General features: G+C 54.4%; 20 protein-coding genes. 6 read left to right on the top strand and 14 right to left on the bottom strand.

From position 1 onward, the window contains the following. The first annotated feature begins 76 nt into the window (after positions 1-76). Positions 77-1,714: an ABC1 kinase family protein gene (locus NMQ00_RS01675; protein ID WP_255177655.1), complete on the top strand. Its 1,638-nt coding sequence runs from the start codon at positions 77-79 to the stop codon at positions 1,712-1,714. Here NMQ00_RS01675 and NMQ00_RS01670 read toward each other — a convergent pair. Together NMQ00_RS01670 and NMQ00_RS01665 are read right to left on the bottom strand one after the other, a co-directional pair. Next, on the bottom strand, positions 1,653-3,245 hold the full coding sequence (locus NMQ00_RS01670; RefSeq protein ID WP_255177654.1) for a GNAT family N-acetyltransferase: 1,593 nt from the start codon (positions 3,243-3,245) through the stop codon (positions 1,653-1,655). The two genes, NMQ00_RS01675 and NMQ00_RS01670, sit on opposite strands and share 62 nt — an antisense overlap. Continuing rightward, positions 3,238-3,753 (bottom strand): glycerol-3-phosphate acyltransferase, encoded by a 516-nt coding sequence (locus NMQ00_RS01665; RefSeq protein WP_255177653.1) that lies wholly within the window; start codon positions 3,751-3,753, stop codon positions 3,238-3,240. Before NMQ00_RS01665 ends, NMQ00_RS01670 begins: the two co-directional genes overlap by 8 nt. A gap of 85 nt (positions 3,754-3,838) precedes the next feature. Here NMQ00_RS01665 and NMQ00_RS01660 point away from each other — a divergent pair, with 85 nt between their 5' ends. Beyond that, positions 3,839-5,251 carry an NAD-dependent succinate-semialdehyde dehydrogenase gene (locus tag NMQ00_RS01660; RefSeq protein WP_255177652.1) on the top strand — a complete coding sequence of 471 codons (1,413 nt, stop codon included), beginning with the start codon at positions 3,839-3,841 and terminating at the stop codon, positions 5,249-5,251. Between the two features lie 38 nt (positions 5,252-5,289). On the opposite strand, the gene NMQ00_RS01655 is transcribed toward NMQ00_RS01660, so the two are convergent. From NMQ00_RS01655 to NMQ00_RS01630, 6 genes are all read right to left on the bottom strand, one after another. Next, positions 5,290-5,922, bottom strand: coding sequence for an HAD family hydrolase (locus NMQ00_RS01655; RefSeq protein ID WP_255177651.1), 633 nt, complete (start codon positions 5,920-5,922; stop codon positions 5,290-5,292). Positions 5,923-6,081: 159 nt separating this feature from the next. Then, on the bottom strand, positions 6,082-6,447 hold the full coding sequence (locus tag NMQ00_RS01650) for a rhodanese-like domain-containing protein (RefSeq protein WP_255177650.1): 366 nt from the start codon (positions 6,445-6,447) through the stop codon (positions 6,082-6,084). A 106-nt stretch (positions 6,448-6,553) separates the two neighbouring features. Further along, complete coding sequence (locus NMQ00_RS01645) at positions 6,554-6,826, bottom strand: DUF5327 family protein (protein WP_255177649.1); 273 nt, start codon at positions 6,824-6,826, stop codon at positions 6,554-6,556. A gap of 68 nt (positions 6,827-6,894) precedes the next feature. Then, positions 6,895-8,190 carry a DUF2252 domain-containing protein gene (locus NMQ00_RS01640; RefSeq protein ID WP_255177648.1) on the bottom strand — a complete coding sequence of 432 codons (1,296 nt, stop codon included), beginning with the start codon at positions 8,188-8,190 and terminating at the stop codon, positions 6,895-6,897. A 13-nt stretch (positions 8,191-8,203) separates the two neighbouring features. Further along, on the bottom strand, positions 8,204-9,154 hold the full coding sequence (gene msrA / locus NMQ00_RS01635; protein WP_255177647.1) for a peptide-methionine (S)-S-oxide reductase MsrA: 951 nt from the start codon (positions 9,152-9,154) through the stop codon (positions 8,204-8,206). A 79-nt stretch (positions 9,155-9,233) separates the two neighbouring features. Next, entirely contained in the window at positions 9,234-9,416 is a 183-nt protein-coding gene (locus NMQ00_RS01630) for a hypothetical protein (protein WP_021065984.1), read from the bottom strand. A gap of 88 nt (positions 9,417-9,504) precedes the next feature. Between NMQ00_RS01630 and NMQ00_RS01625 the strand changes: the two genes are divergently transcribed. Both NMQ00_RS01625 and NMQ00_RS01620 read left to right on the top strand, forming a co-directional pair. Beyond that, entirely contained in the window at positions 9,505-9,840 is a 336-nt protein-coding gene (locus NMQ00_RS01625) for a hypothetical protein (RefSeq protein WP_255177646.1), read from the top strand. A 90-nt stretch (positions 9,841-9,930) separates the two neighbouring features. After that, positions 9,931-10,452: a LytS/YhcK type 5TM receptor domain-containing protein gene (locus tag NMQ00_RS01620; protein ID WP_255177645.1), complete on the top strand. Its 522-nt coding sequence runs from the start codon at positions 9,931-9,933 to the stop codon at positions 10,450-10,452. On the opposite strand, the gene NMQ00_RS01615 is transcribed toward NMQ00_RS01620, so the two are convergent. Further along, positions 10,444-11,379, bottom strand: coding sequence for an IS30 family transposase (locus tag NMQ00_RS01615; RefSeq protein WP_255177644.1), 936 nt, complete (start codon positions 11,377-11,379; stop codon positions 10,444-10,446). The two genes, NMQ00_RS01620 and NMQ00_RS01615, sit on opposite strands and share 9 nt — an antisense overlap. A 123-nt stretch (positions 11,380-11,502) precedes the next feature. On the opposite strand from NMQ00_RS01615, the gene NMQ00_RS01610 reads away from it, so the two are divergent. Continuing rightward, positions 11,503-12,063, top strand: a complete 561-nt coding sequence (locus tag NMQ00_RS01610; protein ID WP_255177643.1) for a GGDEF domain-containing protein — start codon at positions 11,503-11,505, stop codon at positions 12,061-12,063. A 146-nt stretch (positions 12,064-12,209) separates the two neighbouring features. Beyond that, complete coding sequence (locus NMQ00_RS01605) at positions 12,210-12,734, top strand: hypothetical protein (protein WP_255177642.1); 525 nt, start codon at positions 12,210-12,212, stop codon at positions 12,732-12,734. Between the two features lie 248 nt (positions 12,735-12,982). Here the strand turns inward: NMQ00_RS01605 and cydC are convergent, their stop codons facing one another. The 5 genes from cydC to arcC all read right to left on the bottom strand — a co-directional run bounded on the left by cydC (position 12,983) and on the right by arcC (position 20,856). After that, the gene (cydC, locus tag NMQ00_RS01600; protein ID WP_255177641.1) at positions 12,983-14,698 is read right to left on the bottom strand and encodes a thiol reductant ABC exporter subunit CydC; all 1,716 of its coding nucleotides are present in this window, start codon (positions 14,696-14,698) and stop codon (positions 12,983-12,985) included. Next, positions 14,695-16,419 (bottom strand): thiol reductant ABC exporter subunit CydD, encoded by a 1,725-nt coding sequence (gene cydD, locus NMQ00_RS01595; RefSeq protein WP_255177640.1) that lies wholly within the window; start codon positions 16,417-16,419, stop codon positions 14,695-14,697. The genes cydC and cydD overlap by 4 nt, the downstream gene beginning before the upstream one ends. A gap of 124 nt (positions 16,420-16,543) precedes the next feature. Further along, entirely contained in the window at positions 16,544-17,233 is a 690-nt protein-coding gene (locus NMQ00_RS01590; RefSeq protein ID WP_255177639.1) for a Crp/Fnr family transcriptional regulator, read from the bottom strand. A 134-nt stretch (positions 17,234-17,367) separates the two neighbouring features. Beyond that, positions 17,368-19,710 (bottom strand): glycoside hydrolase family 31 protein, encoded by a 2,343-nt coding sequence (locus tag NMQ00_RS01585; protein ID WP_255177638.1) that lies wholly within the window; start codon positions 19,708-19,710, stop codon positions 17,368-17,370. Between the two features lie 183 nt (positions 19,711-19,893). Then, positions 19,894-20,856, bottom strand: a complete 963-nt coding sequence (arcC, locus tag NMQ00_RS01580) for a carbamate kinase (RefSeq protein WP_255177637.1) — start codon at positions 20,854-20,856, stop codon at positions 19,894-19,896. Positions 20,857-20,871: the final 15 nt, after the last annotated feature.

Genomic DNA, 20,871 nt, shown 5'->3' with positions numbered 1-20,871 from the left:
AGCATTCTGTGGTAAAGTTAAGATACAAAAAATCAGATCAGTCGAGCGACTGCTTGTAAAGGATGTCGGTACTTTTATGAAACGAATCGCCTTGTTCCGCATATGGATTATCGTCACGATGTTCGCCCGATTCATCATTAAAATTTATGCATTCTCCCGCAAACAGCAGCAAGGTCTCGCGTCGACCGAAGAGTATGAGGCGCTCATGTTGAACCTCGCCCGCGAGTATAAGCGAAACGCACTCCGGCTCGAAGGACTGCTGATCAAGCTTGGACAATTTCTATCGATTCGGGCCGACTTGTTGCCTCCGTCCGTATTGAACGAGTTATCTGAGCTCGTCGACCGCGTCCCGACTTCAGGCTGGGACAAATCCCGCGCCATCCTCGAAGCAGAATGGGGCGTCCCCTACACCCAAGTCGTGAAAGACGTCGGCATCGACGCCGTCGCCTCTGCTTCGATCGGGGAAGTGTACGGCGCCACACTCCTGGAAACCGGGAAGCGTGTCGCCCTAAAAATCCAGCGTCCGGATATAGAAAAAATCATTCGGACCGACTTTAAAGCGATGCGAATCGTCACGACGATGCTCAAACGGACCTCGCTGGCAAAATCGACCGACTTAGATAGCTTATATCGCCAAATGATTTTTGTCATCGGGGACGAGTTAAATTTCCAAACCGAATTGAAGAACGCCCATTATTTCAAAGCGAAATACGCTGACAACCCCGATGTGTACATTCCGGACTATTACGACCATCTGTGCACGAACCGGGTGTTGACGATGGATTGGGTCGATGCCCGCCGCATCACCGATCTCGCCTTCTTAAAAGAAAACAACATCGACCGCTCCGCGCTTGCCGAACGCTTGTTCACGATGGCAGCCGAGCAACTGCTGTTCGGCGGACAATTCCACGCCGACCCCCACCCCGGAAATGTCCAAATCCGGGCCGACGGGACGATCATCCTGCTCGATTTCGGGATGGTCGGGTCATCGACTGCCCAGGACATGGCGACGATTCGGAAAATCTTGCAGGCGTTCATCTCGCTCGATTATGACGGAGTCGTCGACGGACTTGAAGATTTGCGTTTCTTGTTGCCGACGGCGAACAAACATAATATTCGCCAAGCGCTCGAGAAGGCGGTCACGTTCTACTTAGAGACCGATATCGATACGGTCGATACGAAGTTGATTGAGAAAGTGCTACAAGACATCCAACTGCTCGTAAAGAACGAGCCGATCCAATTACCGGCCGAGTTCGCCTTCTTCGGTCGGGCCGCTTCGACGCTGCTCGGGATTCTGCAAATCCTCGACCCGAAAATCGATTTGTTCACGCTCGGTAAACCGATCGTCATCCAATGGCTCGAGTCAGATGGGACGACGATTCAGAACCGTTATGTCATGACGGCGCTCAACTACGGGAAGAAGTTACTGAACGTCCCGCCGTTGCTCGATAACTACTTGAAAGAACCGACCCGGAAGCGACTGTCCGAGCAGGCGATGTTCCAACGCGACCTCGAGTCCAAGGAACTGCTCCACCGCCAGACGTTCAACTCAGGTGTCATCATCCTTGGACTGCTCGTCGGCCTGTTCGGCTATGTCCGACCTGACGAGTGGCTGTTTTGGTCAGGTGGCGTCGTCGCCGTCGTCGCCTACTTCAATTCAAGACGCCTCGGTCGAAAGATTCGTCATTTGGCCCGCCAAGATTTCCGTGTCTGACCCCGTCACTCTCTCGAGTGGCGGTTTTTTTCTGGAGCCATGTCCCGATATAGGTGGCGACTTGTTGCATATCCCGTTCGGTCGTCCATCCCATCGTCGAGACTTGGAGACAGTTCGCACGCCGTAAATAAGAGCTCTCATATTGCACTTGATAGCCATGGAACGTCAACTGAAGTCCTAGTTCAAGCGAGGAAAGGTTCTCCGGGAGCGTGATTGAAAAAATGCCGGGCGCTTGGTCGTCTCCAATCTCAAGCGGTACGCCCCGACGCAGAAGTTCATTCACGAACACATCGAGTTTTGATTGATGTGTCGCAATCTCCACGTCTGTCAGTTCGGTCAACGCGATGTCCATCGCTTGAATGAGCGGGACCGATTGCGTGAAGGCGATCGGGTCATAGCCAGCCAAGTCCAAATAGCGCGGAATCGATGGGTTCGGAACGGCTCGATGTTTCATCGCGACAAACGCCAACCCTGGTGCATTGCGTAGCGCCTTCCCAGAAACGAATGTCACAAAGTGCGCGAACGAATAGTCGGTCAGTTTCGTACCGACTGCACTGATTGCATCAATCGCGATCATCGTTCCATACTTGCGTGTATAGTGACGCAACGCTTCAAGGTCGACCATTCTCCCCGTCGATGTCTCGCAATGGACCGTCCAAATCCAATCCGGTTCGTGTTGTTCGATTTGCTCCAGGTCGAGACGACGTCCGCCCGAAAGCGGGACGACATCAAATTCAAGACCAGCCCGCTCGGCATGGTCGATCAGGCGGTGCCCAAACTCCCCAGTGTCGATGATCACGCCACGTCCGATCAACTGGGCGGCGACAGCGTCGTTCGCGATCGTCCCGCTGCCGAGTAACGTGTAGACATGGGGCAACTTGACGAGGTCGCTCAACTTCGATTGGACAGAATGGAGCAAACGGCTGGCTTCGGCGGACCGGTGCGATAACGGCTGCACGGCCAAAGTAGACCGCACTTGGGATGACAGCTCGACGGGACCGGCGAGGAGTAGCTTCGGACGCAATATTCGAGCGGTCTCTGACTGCATAAATCCAGATCGAGTCAACTGCATCGGCACGTATAACGCCTCCGCCGTCCCAACCGCTTCTGCGAACGGGGTAAATCCGAAGCGTCGATACAGCTTCTGTTCGCGTATGGTCCCACTGATGACAATCCCTTCCACGCCTCGTTCTGTTGCCTCCATAAGCATCGCTCGCATGAGTCCGGCAAATGTCCTCGTGTTCCGATAGGCGGGCGTCACAGCCAGTAGCCGCACTTCAATCCATTCTCCCGGCGGTAGCGTCACACCTTTTTGTTCAAGTGAGAACGGGTGCTCGTCGCGGATGGCACACATCGCGACAAGCTGTCCGTCCGCCAATCCAATCCAGTATGTATTCGTATCATGGAAGCGATCGACGAGTCGTCGCTCCGCATTCGAATGGTGTTGCGGGATTTCTTCGACAAACGTCTCATAGTTCAATCGATGAATCGCTTCCGCATCCCCCGGCGTCGCTCTTCGAAATTCAAGCACGTTGTTTCCCCCTTATATGATGGTACATGATCAAAATCATCGTCAAACTGGCCACACCGACATCTGTTGCGTCGCCCCACGCGGCGAGCGGAAGGAGCACGAGCATGACGAGCCCGGTCTCACGTGAGTTCCCCGTCAGTTTGATGAGCAAGAGCAACGTGGAAAGTCCTGCTATAAACCATAGCGGGCTGTACGCTAATATAATTCCAGAAAATACGGCGTACCCCTTCCCTCCGGAACGAATATGCCAAATCGGATAAATGTGACCGATTGTCAAAGCGAGCCCGGTCTCAAAGAAGTATGGACCACTGATCGACAACACGAGCACCGTCTTCAAGATGTCAAACCCATAGACGAATAAGAAGGCCTGCTTTCCGCCGATTCGTAACGCATTGCGGGCACCTGTGTTTCCCGATCCGATCGTAGCCAGGTGTTGACCACTCCACATACCGTATAAGCGCCCGCCCAGGATGCTGCCGACAAAATACCCCACGATAATGACCCACATGATGAACCCTCCCTTTGTAAAATTGTGTATGATTTTTGAAAACGGGTACTTTTACAATGTGACCTAGACGAAAGGGGAAATCAAGATGCGAGTGGAGAACAATTTCATCAATGGAGAATGGATTGATACATCGGACACGATCGAGGTGCGGAATCCCGCGACCGGCAACATCATGGCCACGGTGACAAAGAGTGACACGGCCGAAGCGAAACAGGCTGTCGATGCCGCCCACGACGCCTTGAAGGACTGGCAAGAGAAGACAGCCGAAGAACGGGGTGCCCTGCTACTCGAATGGAATCGCCTGATTGATGAACATACGGAAGCCATCGCTCGGACGATGGTCGAAGAGCAAGGCAAGCCGCTCCAAGAAGCCATCGGCGAAGTACGTTACGCGAACGGCTTCATCGAGTGGTATGCCGCTGAAGGAAGACGCGTGTACGGCGAGACCATCCCGGCCTCGTCGAACAAGAAACGCATCTTCGCCATCAAACAACCGGTCGGCGTCGTCGCCGCCATCACCCCGTGGAATTTCCCGGCGGCGATGATCACCCGGAAGCTCGCACCGGCTCTGGCCGCAGGTTGCACCGTCGTCCTAAAACCGGCATCTGCGACACCACTGACGGCCATCGAACTCGTCAAGCTGGCCGAGAAAGCCGGTTTTCCACCCGGTGTCATCAATCTCGTCACCGGCAAAGCTTCTGACATCGTGAATGCGTGGCAACACGATCCCCGTGTCCGCAAACTGACGTTCACCGGTTCGACCGAGGTCGGCAAGACGCTCATGCGCGGCGCCGCCGATACGATGAAGAAAATCTCACTCGAGCTCGGTGGTCACGCTCCGCTCATCGTCACAGCGCAGGCAGATCTCGACAAGGCCGTGCCCCAAGCCGTCGCGACGAAGTTCCGTAACGGCGGACAGACGTGTGTCTGTGCCAACCGGATTTATGTTGAGCAATCCATCGTCGATGCGTTCGCCGAAAAATTCATCGAGGCCGTCGCAGCGCTCAAAGTCGGCAACGGGCTCGACGAAGGGACCGATATCGGTCCGCTCATCGACGAGGCCGCGGTCGAGAAAGTGATGAAGCACTTGGAAGACGCTCAAATCCGCGGTGGCGAGATCACGGGCGGAGAGCAGCTCGATGGCCTGTTCGTCCGTCCGGCCGTCGTTCGCTATGCGAATGAGGATATGCTGTGCATGAACGAGGAGACGTTCGGTCCTGTCGCCCCGATTGCGTCGTTCGATACTCTCGAGGAAGTGATCGAACGGGCGAACGCGACGCCGTTCGGGCTTGCTGCCTATGTGTTCACGCAAGACATCAACGAGGCCCTCTATTTGGCCGAAGCGCTCGAATACGGCATCGTCGGCGTCAATGATGGTCTCCCGTCGACGCCGCAAGCCCCGTTCGGCGGGTGGAAACAGAGCGGTCTCGGCCGCGAAGGCGGCCACCACGGCATCGAAGAGTTTTTAGAAGTGAAATACATCTCGCTCGGGCTATAAAAAAATCCGGTTGAACATCATGTTCAACCGGATTTTTTTTATGCTTCGATATAGGCGATCAAATCGTTCGGTGTCGCAATCACATGATCTGCGAGCGCCCACTCGTCTTCGTTGCCGAAGCCGAAACCAGTCAAGACGACAGGGAAGTCGTGGGCCCGAGCTGCTTCGACATCGGATTTCCGGTCCCCAACCATCACGTAGTCGTTCTCACCGTGACGGAGACGATGCGCCGTCAAAATGTCGGCTTTCTTCTCGCCGTTCACGGATTCGAGACATTCGGGTGCCGTCATGAACTGGCGGATATTTTGTGTGTCGAGCATGAGGTTCAAGTAATGGACGCCGCAGTTGCTCGCGGTCGTCAACGTATGCCCGTTCGCATGGAGCGCCTCGAGCATCTCGTAAATCCCGTCGAACAAGACGTGCTGGCCTTCCATCGCCCGTTCGAGCGTCTCGTGGCGGAGCTTGCGGATTTGGTGAATCTCCTCGATTGTCGCCTCTGGGATGACGTGCTCCCAGAACGCGTTACCGGCCAATCCGTACCCCGATCGGACCGCATCCTCACTCGGTTTCGGTAAATGTGGAAGTTGCTCTAACGCCTCGTGGATTGCTTGTGTCATCGGTCCGGTCGTGTCGACGAGCGTCCCATCGATATCAAATAAAATGACTGCCATGTTGGTATCCCCTCTCTCTTTCCTATGTTCCTACCGTAGCAGAATCCCCTGAAATCCGAAAGCGGAAACATCACACGGCAAGTCTCACCTCTAAAAGTGAAACTTATCGAAGACCATACAAAAACGGTTGAACATGTGTTCAACCGCCTCCATCTCGTATTAGCCGCGCCAGAAACTCATGCCGCCTTTGACGGAATAGACGTCCGTGTAGCCTGCGCTCTTCAACATGGCCGCGGCCCGTTGGCTCCGCATCCCACTCTGACAGATGACGTAGACCGGACGTTCTTTATCTTTCGGATATTGGGCGCTCGCATTCCCGAACCCGGATAATGGTACGTTCTTCGCTTGCTTGATATGCCCACCGCGGTATTCGTGCGGCTCGCGAACATCGAGCAATTGAATGTTTCGCTCTTCGGCAATCTTCCGTTTCAGTTCGTCCGTCGAAACTGTTTTCGTGCTGTTCCGCTTCGACCACCAAAAATAAATCAATCCCATCACTACTGCGACAAACAAGAAATCAAGCATGTGCACGCCTCCGTTACGTATAGTTTAGTTAACCTTATTATACCCCCTAAGGTATATAAGTCAACGTGAACGCCTCACAAAAAAAGCTGCGCCACAAGGGCACAGCTTAAAAGTCGAGCAATGAATCGGTTTTCGGTTTGTCTTCCTCTTCTAAAGGAATCCCGAGAAACGCTGCCATCTGCCGATCGAGCGGCGGTTTCGCCTCGGTCGGTTGGGCCAAGGGCGCCACAGTAGGCTGCGTCGGTGCCGAATCAGCGAGCAACAGCTCGCAATAGCCCATCAGCTTGGCCAAGTGACGCTTCTGGGTCTCTCCGCTCGACTGTTCGATTTGTGTCATCACTTGCTTCATCTGCAGGATGACCTGCTGTTCTGTAATCATACGTCGCACACATCCTTTACCGTTCCATTCTGAGGCAAATGAGGGCCTGGCCGCAAGTCCGATGCTCGTCAGACCCGTGTCTCCTCACGCGTCTTGAGCCAGGATTGGAACGCCTCGAAGTCGAAGCGGACTTGATTGGCGTAAAATTGCGACCAGCGTGTGATTTGACGAATGAATAGCGGGTGCGACGCCCCGATGGCTGCCGCAATCCGTTCACTCGCCTCGTAATCGAGTACATTCGCATCCGCATCCGCCCGGGCATGAATTTTAGCCGTGATTTCCGCCTGCACTTTCAACGTCTCAACGAGCGATTCGTCATTTTTAATATGTTTCGCCTTCACTTTCCGCTTATACGGCGACCGTTGACGGATATAGTACTCATTCCCGTCGATGGTCAAATAGCCGAGATACGGATCTTGGCTATGCACCATGGCGCGCTGGGCCGCGATGACCCGGGCCCCTTGATGGGACAAGCCGTCCTCGAACAACGGATGCGTCGGCAAGAAGAGCGACGGGACGGCCGACTGGGCCTGCTTCATCTCGAGGATGAGGTCCTCGTCATGCTCCGCATCCGCGCCTTCAATCAAGATGTAATACCGTTCGAGCCCGATCGAAGCCGTCCCGCTCTCGCGCTTGATGGCGATATCCTTAATCTCGTAATGGTCGGCGTGATGGCGATGCTTCTCTGACAAGGACGCCAAATAGTCCGGCCATGCCTGTTTGATGTGCTCAGCGGTTTTCGGACTGACCGGGACGAGATCGTCACTTGTCGCAAAGTAGCGCTCTTCGTCCCGCACTTCCGTCCGCTCGGCCATGAACGCGTCTTTCTTCTTCTCTGCTTTTTTAATCACTTTTTTGATGGCTTTGCACGTGTTCGCTTTCGTGAACTGCACGTCCTCATCTTTCCCTTTCGCATAGCGGTCGATGGCGAGCGCGTATGTTTCCGCATACGTCTCGATGGCCCGTGTCGCGTCAAAGCCCGACTCCGCGGCGAACAAATCGACCGAGATGGCCATGCGCAGGACATCAAACAAATAAGATCCGAGATACGCCTCGTCGAAGTCGTTCACGTCGTAAATGATCGTCCCGGCGCCGTCCTCGAACACACCGAAATTTTCAAAGTGAAGGTCTCCTTGAATGAACGTCGGATGGGAGGCATCGGTATCGAACGCGAGCGGCACTTTTGCAAAATCGTAATAGAACAAGTGTGAACTTCCGCGGAAAAACGAGAACGGGGTCGCGCTCATCTTGTTGTACTTCTCATCTCTGGCCGTTTCCGATAAATTGCGAATCGATTTGTCGTAGTAATCCAAGACGGTCGCGAGCGTCTCACGACGGATTTGTTGTTTGACGGATGTGAACATGACTGTCTCTCCTTCACGCATCGAATAAGTGCTTGTACTCTCCATAACCTGCAGACTCAAGTTCTTCTTTTGGAATGAAACGGAGCGCTGCCGAGTTGATGCAGTAGCGCAAGCCGCCGAGCTCTTTCGGACCGTCATCGAATAAGTGGCCTAAGTGACTGTCGGCCCGTTTCGAACGGACTTCGGTCCGGACCATATGGTGCGTCGTGTCCATGTTCATGTCGATGCGCTTCTCTTCGATTGGTCGGGCGAAACTCGGCCAGCCGCAATTCGATTGGAATTTATCGCGTGACGTGAAAAGCGGTGTGCCATCGATCACATCGACATACAATCCTTCCCGTTCCTCGTCCCAATACTCATTTTGGAACGGGGGTTCGGTGCCGTTCTCTTGTGTGACTTTATATTGGATCGGCGTCAGACGATCTTTCAGTTCTTTCTGAATCTTCTTGTCACTCCACGCCTCTTTCACGAACTTGGCCCGGCCAGAACCGACCCGGTACATCTCGTAACGGAACGGATTTTTCTTATAGTAGTCTTGATGGTAGTCTTCTGCTTCCCAGAACGTCTTCGCCGGACGAATCTCGACTTTGATCGATTGGTCGAATCGGCCCGAGTCCTCAACCTCTTGTTTTGAGCGTTCAGCCGCCGTGCGCTGCTCTTCCGAATGATAGAAGATGGCCGGACGATACGACTCGCCGCGGTCGTTGAATTGCCCGCCGCCATCGGTCGGGTCGATTTGACGCCAATAGATGCGCAACAGTTCCTCGTATGAGATGACTTCCGGGTCAAACGTGACTTCAATCGCCTCTAAGTGACCGGTCGTCTCCGAACAGACTTGTTGATAAGTCGGGTTGTCGACGTGACCGCCCGTGTAGCCGGAAATGACGCGCTCGACCCCCTCATATTTATGAAACGGTTTGACCATGCACCAAAAACAGCCTCCCGCAAATGTAGCTTTTGCCATAATAAATCCCTCCTTACTATGTAGTGTACCCAAAAAATCTCACGGACAACAAAAAACGAGAACCGCGAACGTGTTCTCGTTAGTCTTCTTCGACCCGATTCATATGTCGCATCACTAAAAATAAGATGACACCGACGATGGCCGCCCCGAGAACAGTCAACGCCAGGTTGCCTCGAGCCGATAATGTATAAAAGATGGCTAACCCGATCAAGATAAGCGCAATCGGAATGAAGGCTCGTTTGAAATGATCCCAATACCGCACAGACAGTCCCCCTTTTTCTCTATCATACCAAACTTATTTGCTAAGATAGAGTGGAAGATGATGTTCCAATTCAAAGGAGGTATCTCGTATGGAAGTTGAACAATTATGGGCCAATCGCCCGACACTGTTGTGGGAAGACCGAATGAACGAGGGCGATGACATATATACCGTCGAAATTATCTTTGCCGTTGATGCCGCACTCCGACGGTACGTGACCGCCCTGACACATGCAGGCGAAACGGAAGTAAGCATCTTAGCGGCTGTCCGAGATGTCGTGCTGCGCTTGAACGAACTCGATGAGGAGCACGACCATTTCATCGAGACGATAGAGCGCGAGGAGTTGTACGACTTCATCCAAGCCGGGGTCGCACTAGCCGGTTATGAGACGACAGAAGACGTGACAGAAGAATGGCGCGAATGGTGAACACATTCCTCCCATCCCTCTGGCGTCAATCTGGTTTGAATGTGCTAAACTAAAACTAATTATTTCCATTTCACGTTAGGGGATGCGGTCATGCTTACAATCATTAACTCGTTTTTCATCGATTTATGCATCTTGTTTACGCTGTTTACGATTTCCTTCCTACCTTTTCGCAATCGGCCTAGACTGACGCCGAAGTCCGCAGTCAAAAGTCGAATTCTCCTTGGTGTCCAAAGTGGATTTGTCGCCTTGATTTTATTGGCGAATGCCCTCCATTTGGAAGGTGTCCTGATTGATTTACGTGCCATCCCGATCTCACTCGCCGTTCTATTCGGAGGTTGGGTCAGTGGAGCCGTTGCCGGAATCATCTTTTTGATTGGCCGATTCTTCATGATTACGGATGGTGAATATGTCGGTTTTTATTTGGCTGTCCTGACAATGATTAGCCTTGTCGTCCCGACCAGTATATTACGCTTGAAACTAGACAACACGCGAAATACACTACTCATTTTTACAACAATCGGTGTTGTCGTCTTTGGATCGGCTCTTTATTACGCTTTGCCACTTGAGCTATTTTATCCAATCCTATTTGTATATGACGGTTTGTCAAATTAAGCGCAACACTTCCTCGGTGAAGGCCTCGTGTGCGGTTTTCCAGTTCAGGCATTTTCTCGGCCGCCCGTTGATCTTGGTGAGCGCGTCCGCGAGTTCGTCATGCGCCACCTGCGCGAAGTCCGTTCCTTTCGGGAAGAACTCGCGCAGGAGCCCGTTGGCGTTCTCGTTGCTTCCCCGTTGCCACGATGCGTACGGGTCGGCGAAATACATCGGCACACCGAGTGACGCCTGGATGCGCTCGTGACCGCTGAACTCCTTGCCCCGGTCCGTCGTCGCCGTCTCGAACGTGCCGTCCGGGAAGGCGACGTGCACCGCATGGATCGCCCCCTCCATCGAGGCCGCGGTGCGGTCCGCGATCGGCAGGGCGAGATAGAACCGGCTCTTCCGCTCGATGAACGTCGCGACGCACGCCTTCGACTTCCCTCGTCCGGAGACGACGGTGTCGAGCTCCCAGTGCCCGAACGTCCGGCGCCCCCTGACCTCTGGCGGTCGTTGCGAGATGGAGAGTCCGACGTTGATGCGTCCGCGCGTCTCGGTCGGCTTTTGACGTTTCCCTTTCTGGCGGAGCACGGTCAGGGGCACGTCGATCCGTCCCGCATAGATCCAACGGTAGATGGTGGAGAAGGCGAGCTTTCCGTTGAAGAGCCGTCCCACGATCTGTTCCGGGGACCAGGTCGCACGCAGCTTCTCGACGATCGTCCGGCGCATCGTGTCGTCGAGTTTCGTCTTGGCGCCACAGTTGGTCTTCGCCTTCTCGTAGCGTTTCTGGGCACGTCCCGATTCGTAGCCGGGGTTCCGTCTGATCTCCCGCGAGACGGTCGATGGCTGTCGCCCGATCCGTCTCGCGATGGACCGGATGGACATCCCGAGCTCCAGATACGTCTCTATTTTCACGCGTTCCGTTGTGGTAAGATGGGTGTAGCTCATAGCGATTCCTCCGTCTGAATGTGTGTTGTGGTGACTTCATTCTACACGAGGACGTCGCTGTGGGCTTTTTTTGTGTTCACTTTTGGGTGTTGCACTTAATTTTATAATTCATCATATATCGTGATGGCATACGCGGGCGCTTGTGCCGCCTACCGATTGCTCCACGAATTGCGCCGTCACTTTGAGAACGTCCAGCACCAGCAACAGCTCGCCCGGACGGACGCATTGACCGGCATCGCCAACCGACGCTTGTTGAACGAGGCGATGGCCAACTTGAACGTCGAAGCGAAAGAGTACGCCTTGATTCTCGTCGACATCGACCATTTCAAACGTGTGAACGACACGTACGGACATGACGTCGGTGACGACGTGTTGCGTGAGCTCGGCATGCTGCTCGTCGCCGAGAGTGAAGAACGTCATCTCGTCGGCCGCTTCGGCGGAGAAGAATTTTTAATCATCATGCCGAACGCCAATCGAGATGAAGTGACCCGCCTCGCCGAATCTATACGAGAAAAGGTCTCGACGTTCCCATTCGAGACGAGCGCCGGGACGTTACATATCACCGTCTCGCTCGGCGCATGCCATTCGAACGACATCGAAGTCGACAGTGTGTTGAAGCATGCCGACGAAGCGTTATACCACGCTAAGGAATCCGGTCGAAATCGCTTCATCTTGGCGTCATAATCGGCGAAACGTTCGCAAAAGATTGCGGTTTTCCACAGTTTTCCCGCTTTACTTTCAACTAGTGAATCGGTACACTAGGCTAGACTTTGATTCGACTATCCTTACAGTGATCATAGATTTGGACAGAAAAAGGGGAAACACATTTCATGACAGTATTGTTATCACTATTCGGTTTGATGTTCGTGGGGTCGTTTATCCTCGACTATCAACGTGGCAAGACGTTCCGGCAGTCACTCTTCGGGGGAGTCGACACGTTGAAACGGAACTTGTTTATCTTTTTACGCACGTCCCTCTCGATGATGATATTTATCGGCCCGCTCCTGCTCATCTCCATGTTCGCCTTCTCGGAACTCGTATCGTTCGAGACCGTCGCCGCATTCATGATCTCCGTGCTCAGCATCGGGTTCGCGGAACGCATCATTGGGATGATCGTTGCCCCGCTCGTCCGGACGTTCTGGCATCAGCGCGGCAAGTTGATGCCGCTCTATCTCGACGCTGGCCTCTACATCTTCTTGCTGTCGATTCTCATCCTCGAGTTCTTGATGAACATTCCAGGTGTCGAACTCGGCGCAGCCGCCATCGCCGTATTTTATGCGTTCGCGCTCTTCTATACGCGTTACTTGTTCAGCTTGCTTCGCTTCACGTTCCGCAAGGGCGTGCCATCAAGCTGACGAACGACCGCAACCCGAACCGGTTGTGGTTTTTTTGTATCATTTTCTAATTGACAATGAGAATCGTTATCACCTATACTCAAGATGTAGCTCCCAAAAGCTTGACGTAACCGTTCCCCAAACCATTACGTCACGTGGATTCCCCTCCACGACACTCTTTTTGAAAGCAATGCGACAACCCCCATTTGTTGCACCCAAATTTGCCATCCAAAAAACGAGCGGCTCTCCGACGGAGCCGCTCGTTTTTTTCATGCAAAGATATCTTGTTCGATTTGTTTCAATCCGTAGAACACGCCCTGGGACCGCATCAGTTCATCATACGATCCCGTCTCGACGACGCGACCACCTTCCATGACGATAATGTGATCGAAACGCTCGAGCCCGGTCAATCGATGACTGACCATGACGAGCGTCGATGACTCAGCGAGGCGAGAAATCTCGGCGAACACGTCCGCCTCGGTCCGCGCATCGAGCGCCGACGTCGCTTCATCAAGAATCCAAAGCACCCCGTTCTTCAGCATTGCGCGAGCGATGGCGAGACGTTGCCGTTCCCCGCCCGATAAGTTCGCTCCTTTTTCAAGGACGGGCTCGTCGAGTGCGAAGCCGAGGCGGACACTCGCGAGCGCCGCTTCCATCTCAGCGTCTTCGAAATCTCCGGCGAGCGCCAAGTTCTCCCGCACCGTCCCGAAGAAGAAGTGATTCTCTTGAAGGACGACGCTGGCTTCACGCCAGACCGATGCTTGGCTCACATCGTCCAACCGCTGTCCATTCAATCGGATCTCACCAGAATCGGGTCTGACAAAGGCGAGCAATAGTTGCAGCAACGTCGATTTTCCGGAACCACTCGGTCCGACGATGACGGTCTTCGAGCCGCTTCGCAACGTCACGTCGACGTCGCTCAATACGTCCCGGAATGTGTCCGGATAGCGATAGCTGACGCGCTCGAACGATACGTCCGGCGCTGACTCAAGCACCATGTCGGTACGGGACGATTCTGCCGCGACAATCGCTTCACTTGGCTCGACCACTTCAAGCAAACGGTCGGCCGCTTGCTTGCTGTCGGCAAAGTGACCTGGGAAGACCGCCATCGGCGTCGCGTTCTCAAACGCGGTGAGCGACATCATGATGAGCATGGCCAAGAAGAGGCCATTCAATTCCCCATCGACGACGAGATAGGCCCCGATGGCCAGAACACCCCAAGAGACGAGCAAGGACGCTGCCACGACGAGTGAGGAGTTGAAGAATTGGTTCGTCACGTCTCGTTTCTGGGCAGCGGCGTAGCGGTCGCTCTGCTCAAGCAGTTCGTTGCGCGTTTGACCGAGCCGATGGTGCAACAAGAGGTCCCGGTAGCCGTACATCATCTCCGTCATCCCACTCGACAGGTCTCCTCGCAAGGTACGGAGTTCTCGGTCATGTTTGGCACGGACACGGGCGAAAAATGCCGGAATCAAAAAGCCCGTCACGAAGACGCCGAACAAAATCCAGATGCTGACCCAGACCGAGAAGTACGTGACGAAGAAAATCGTGCTCAAGAAAACGAGCACCAAGATGATTGGCGGGTAGAACACCCGTAAAAAGTAGTTCTGCAAGCTCTCGACGTCACCGACGACGCGAGCGAGCAAGTCCCCGCTGCGATACTTGGCAAAGATGCTCGGAACGAGCGGCTCGAGTTGACGATAAAACCGGACCCGTAGCTCGCTCAAAATTGTGAACGTCGCCCGGTGTGAGGCGAGGCGCTCTTGATAACGCGCACTCGCCCGAATCACACCGAACAATTTAATCAAGACGACAGGCACCATCAGCGCGTAAAGCGGCGGTACGAGACCGGCCCGTGAGACGAGATAGCCGCTCGCCGCGAACAAGGCGACGGCCGCGATACCGGCCACGTAGCCAAAGAAGATCGAGAGGACGATATCTTTCTTCTCTCGCATCATCCATTTTGTGATCGTCCAAAGGGAATTCATCCTCTCACTCCTTTCTGCAACGTGAACAAGTCGGCATACTGCGGGACACTCAGCAGTTCATCATGCGTGCCTTGGGCGAGGAGCTTACCATCTTCCATGAACCAAATCGCATCCGCCTGCTTGATCGTATGCAATCGATGCGCGACCGTGACGAGCGTCGCATCACGCGACAACTCATCGATTGAGCGGCGGACGATTTGCTCGGTCACTAAATCAAGGCCCGTCGTCGGCTCATCGAACAAGATGATGCCGGGACGTTTCAAGAAGGCACGTGCCAAGGCGAGCCGTTGCCGTTCGCCTCCAGACAAGCCGTAACCCCCTTCACCGAGCTCGGTATCGAGTCCGTTCGGCAATTGGGCGATGACATCAGTCAGTCCGGCCGCGTTCACCGCTTCGAGGATGCTCGCTTCATCCGCCGCTTCCCCGAGGGCGATATTATCAGCAACGGCGCCGGCGAACAAATACGGATTTTGTGAGATATAACCGATCGTGTCATACCATGACGAATCGGTATACGTCTCGAGCGGTTCGCCGTCGACGAGGACACGCCCACTGTCCGGTTTGACGAGGCCGGACAACACGTTCAAGACGGTCGTCTTCCCGGACCCGCTCGCCCCGACGAGTGCCACGTGGGCCCTGGCAGGAATCACGCCGCTTACAGGCTGAAGCGTGAAGCGTCCACCTTCGTAAGCGAACGACACGGCTTCGAGCTCGAGTTCGGGTGTCCGGCTCGTCAACGTCCGGTCGCCCCATTTCAAGCGTTCATCCGGTGCGTCGAGCGCCTCGAAAATACGATCGGCGGCCCCCATGCTGCCGCGTCCGGTATGGAACGCACCGCCGAGGTCTTTGATGGCCAAATAATATTCCGGGGCCAAGACGAGAATCAAAAAGCCGGAGAAGAACGTCAAGTTCTGCCAAACGACCATTTGTAGCGCCACTTCGAGTGCCACAACCCCTGTGCTGAGCATCGAGATGAACTCGAGCATGAGACCCGACAGGAACGCCGTCTTCAAGACGACCATCGTCGCGTCACGGAAGTCGAGACTGCTCTTCTCGATGGCTTCTGCCTCGCGTTCGGTCCGACCGTATAGTTTCAACGTCGTCAGTCCTTGCAGCACGTCCAGAAACTTCCCGGAGAACTGATTCATCTTCTCCATCTGTTCTTCCGACTTCTTCTGTGTCGCAATCCCGATGATGATGAAAAAAATCGGGATGAACGGAGCCGTCACCATCATGATGACGCCCGAGATCCAATGTTGGCTGAAGACGACGACGAGAATGAGCAGCGGAATGATCGACGTTTGAATGACTTGCGGCCAATATTGACTGAAGTAGGCGTCGACCTCATCGACCGCGTCCATGTAGACGCTGACTTTCTTTCCCGATTGGCCGGACAAAGAAGTCTCGATCGGGTTCGACGTATAGCGGTCGAGCAATTGCAATCGGAGCGACCGTTTCGCCTTCTCCGATAGACTCGCACCGATTCGTCCTGACATGTACCCGAACAAGGCACGGGTGACGAGCGCAAGGATGAGCCAGCCGAGCGTCGGAACGATGCTTTCAAACGATGCATTCTTTAAAAAGACTTGATCGACAATGTCGACGATTAAATACGCCTGCGCCAAAATCGATAACCCGATCATCACTGCGGCGATGACGAGCCCGACAATGTGGCGTTTTTCAGCTAAAGCGAGAGCTTGCAGTCGTTTCACTGCGTTCATCCTTTCTATACTATCCAAAACTTTTCTTTGTGAGGATTCTCACTAATTATAACTGATGCATCCGACCATGGCGAACGCTTCGCTTAGTCAGACATGCAAAAGACGCCGCGTGCATCACGTGGCGTCATACGGTCGACTGTTCAAAATATTCCGGATGGCCAATCATCAATTCACGTGCGTCGAATTGGAGCACATCTTCTTTCCGCAAGCGTGACAAGATGTTCGACACGGTCTCTCGTGACGTCCCGGACAAACGTGAGATTTCAACCGTCGTGAACGGACAACGGACGCGGACGCCCGCCGCTTCCGGTTCCCCGAGGTCTTCAATCAAATAATGAATCGTGTTGAGCACACGGTCGGTCGCGCTCGGGGTGATGATATCCTGGACACGTCGTTCGTGCAAGTCGAGAATTCGATTCATCTGCCCGACGATATGGAGCAACATCGACGCGTTCCGGGAGACGAGTTGTTCGAATCGGTCCGTCGGCATATAAATGACCTCGATGTCGGTCAACGCCTCCGCCGAATGTTGATAATACGGTTCCGTCATTAAACCGCGATACGGAAACAGTTGCTTCGGTTTCAAGTAGTCTGTATATTGATGGGTCGCCGTCTCATTGTTGCGTTCGAGCTTCACATAACCGCTGATTAAAAAGTAGACGCGTTCCCGAGGGTCGCCTTCCATAAATAAGAGCTGACCTTTCCGATACGTGCGGCAATAGACATGAGGCAACAGCGCCTCGAGCTCGCGCGCGGCACATTTGGCGAACACATCAAGCTGTCGCAAGTCGTCTACGGTCCATTTTGGTTTCATGTCGAACCCTCCAATCCATCTTGCTTCTCCTCTAAGTATAGCGGGATTCATATTGAAAACGCTTACAAAATCCGACGATTTTCTGACAAAAAAAAGAAGGGCATGAACTGCCCCTCTTCGTCACAGCACGTTATTCAGTCGAGCATCAATTCCATGATCGCGTCTTGCAGGTCGCGGTCGAGCTCGAGCGCATGCAAGTCGAACAGCCATGCCTCAAGCCGTGTCTTCGCGGCAGCAGATCGATACAGGCGGTCTTTCAAATCGTAGGAAATCTCGGCGCGGTCCAAGAAGCGATACAAGCGATCGAGCCGGTGATCGTTCGTCGTCAGTTCGACCGGGAGTGACACCGTCATCTCCTCGTCAATCGGACCGAGTTCGAGGCGCAGTGTCTGGGTCTCTCGATTGTATTCACCAGAACCGGTCACACCTCGAAGGAGTAACGTGACATTGCGGTCCACCGGCAACACTGATCGGTCTCCTGTCACTTGGACGTGAAGGCTTCGCTCTTCCCAATCGAGCGTGAACGTCGTCTCAGCGTAAGCACCCGTCTCATAGTCACGGTCCGACCCGTTATCTTCATAAAGCGTGAACGTGTTCGATGCGCCCGGGAAGACGAGCACTTCCAAATCGACTGGATTATCCGTATCGTTCCGGCCCGAGTAATGGCGCGCCATCGGGATGATGGCCCCGGCTTTGGCGAACACGGCCTGTTCGTTGAGTCCACGGAACGCCCGAATCGATTTTTCGCCCGCATAGCGATGACCGGTAAAGAAGTCGAACCAGTCGCCTTTCGGCAACCAGACGTTCGCCGCTGCGACATGAAGTTGTTTGTTCATCGGCTCGACGATTGGAGAGACGATGAGCTCGCTGCCGAAGTAGTACTCATTCGGCACCTCATATGCCGGGTCCTCGTCCGGATGTTCATAGTACATCGGTAAGACGAGCGGCAAGGCGCCGGCATGATTGCGCCAGTTCATCGTATAAATGTATGGAATTAACTGATGACGAAGACGCAAGAACGTCTTCATCGACCGCTCCGCCTCGAGACCGAAGCGCCACGGTTCTTTGCCGTTGAACGTACTCAACGTCGAGTGCAGCCGCATGATTGGACTGAACACCCCGAACGCGACCCAGCGTGCGGCGAGCTCGTCGTCTTTCGAACCGCGATAATGGCCGCCGATGTCATGGCTCCACCAGCCGTAACCGATATTGGCCGCCGTCGCTGTAAAGTACGGTTGGAAGGCCAGAGACGCCCACGAAATCAACGTGTCACCCGAGAATCCGACCGGATAGCGATGACTGCCCGGCCCCGCATAACGGGAGAAGATGAGCGGGCGATTGCCGTCCCGGGCGATGTCGGTCGCGTGATAGTGATTCAACATCCAGAGCGGGTCAAGCCCTTCCATTTTCGACGTCGAGCCTTGCTGCCAGTCAATCCACCAAAAATCGACACCGTCGACTTCATGGGGGTGGTGCATCTGTTCGAAATAGGCTTGAATGAAGCGTTTATCGGAAAAGTCGAACGGGATGCGATCGCCATGGGACGGGTCGAGACCCATCGCCTCGGCCATCGCCTCGTATTGGTCTTCAAACGCACGCACGCCGTCCGCCGGGTGCAGGTTCAACGTGACGAGCAACGCTTCTTGTTTGAGCCACGTCAAGAAGCCTTTCGGGTCCGGAAACAAGTTTTTGTTCCAAGAGTAGCCCGTCCAACCGCTCCCATACTCTTCCGGGACGTCGGTGACGTGCCAATCCATGTCGATGACGCTGACCGAGAACGGGATGTCCTCTGTCTTGAAGCGGCGCATGAGTTCTTTATATTCCGTCTCATCATAACGCCAATAGCGGCTCCACCAGTTGCCTAGCGCTTTCCGCGGTAACAGCGGCGTCGGTCCGGTCAGTTGATAGAAGTCACGGAGTGCGCGCTTATACTCATGCCCATAGCCAAAGTAGTACAAATCATGGATATGTTTCCGTCTCGGTTCGACGAAACGATCTTCCGTCATGATGAACGAATCAGAGTCATCGATGACGGCATACCCTTGTTTCGAGGCAATCCCTTCACCGAGCTCGGTCGCCCCATCGACGTGGTCGAGCGTTCGCGCCGTCCCTTTCAACGTCCGCTCCGGTCCGTTGAACGTGTAGCGGCTATAATAAGTACTGAAATTCCCTTTCACGTCGACATACAACGTATTCGGCGCGAACGGTCCTTTCGTATAGTAGAGATGGACGTGCTCCGTGATGATCTGAAGTTCCGCCTCATCTTCAATCACGCGGAATTCCGGGACATCGAATGCGCGGTTCCAGACGACTTGGGTCGGCCGGTCTTCAAACACCCCATCCTCGGCATATTCCATCCGAATCAGTTGGCTCGTCAGTACCGTAAAGCGATAACAGCTCCCTTGGACGATCGCGCGATCATCGGCCTGGGATTTCATTTGCTTCGTATAGACGTTCTCCTCTTCAAATAGACGCATAAGCTCGAGCGTTGCCGCTCTTCGTCACTTCCCTTCTACATAGTGCAAACGTTTACACAAATTGATGATAGCAATGTCTGAATCGACATACAACAATCCTTCCCCATGTCGACGGATAAAAAACGATGAGCTGCCGATTCATGAAAAAAAAGCCACAGACGCATAATGTCTGCGGCTTCATGCTTATTGTTGGAGCGTCGCAGCGAGTCGGACACGCGTCCCGACATCGCCTCGCACCGCCGCAAGGGCTTGCTCGAGTGAAGTGATGACGGCGACCCGGTCGTGTCCTGACTCGGCGAATTGAAGGGCGGCCCGGACTTTCGGCAACATGCTGCCCGGTGCGAACTGGCCTTCGGCGATATACGCCTCGAGCTGTTCTTTCGTCGTCTCCTCGAGCGCCCGCGCCGACGGAGTCCCGAAATCGACGAACACGTGGTCGACGGCGGTCAAGATGAGGAGCATGTCCGCCTCGACGAGTTCAGCGAGTTTCGCGGCGGCGAAGTCTTTATCGATGACGGCCTCGACCCCGACATAGCCGTCGGCTGTGTCGATGACGGGAATTCCGCCGCCGCCAGAGGCGACGACGATGTGTTCATGCGCGACGAGGTCACGGATGACCGTATGCTCGAGAATCGCGACCGGATACGGGCTCGGGACGACGCGACGATAGCCGCGACCGGCATCTTCTTTGAAGACGTAGCCGGTCGTCCGTTCAATCTGTTGCGCTTCTGCCTCATCGTAAAACGGACCGATCGGTTTCGTCGGGTGACTGAAGGCGCTATCGTTCGGGTCGACGACCGACCGCGTGACGATCGGCGCGACCGAACGTTCCAAGCCTCGGGCTCTCAGTGCCTTGGCGAGGGCATTTTCAAACCAATATCCAATCATGCCTTGCGTCATCGCACCACAGACGTCGAGCGGCAAAGCTGGTGTCGCCGGACTGTCTGATGCGGCCTGTTGTAACATCAAGTTTCCGACTTGAGGACCGTTCCCATGGGTGATGATGACGTCGACCCCTTCGGCAATCAAGGCAGCCAACGATTCCGCTGTCGCCTCAACGGCTCGAATTTGAGCCTCGGCCGTCGCGTCTTTTCCTTGTTGAATTGCATTTCCGCCTAGTGCGATGACTACTCGTTTATTCCGCATATTGGTTTCCCCCGA

The organism is Exiguobacterium aurantiacum (genome assembly GCF_024362205.1).
GTDB lineage: Bacteria > Bacillota > Bacilli > Exiguobacteriales > Exiguobacteriaceae > Exiguobacterium > Exiguobacterium aurantiacum_B.
This window is presented reverse-complemented; position numbering and strand designations above follow the sequence as displayed.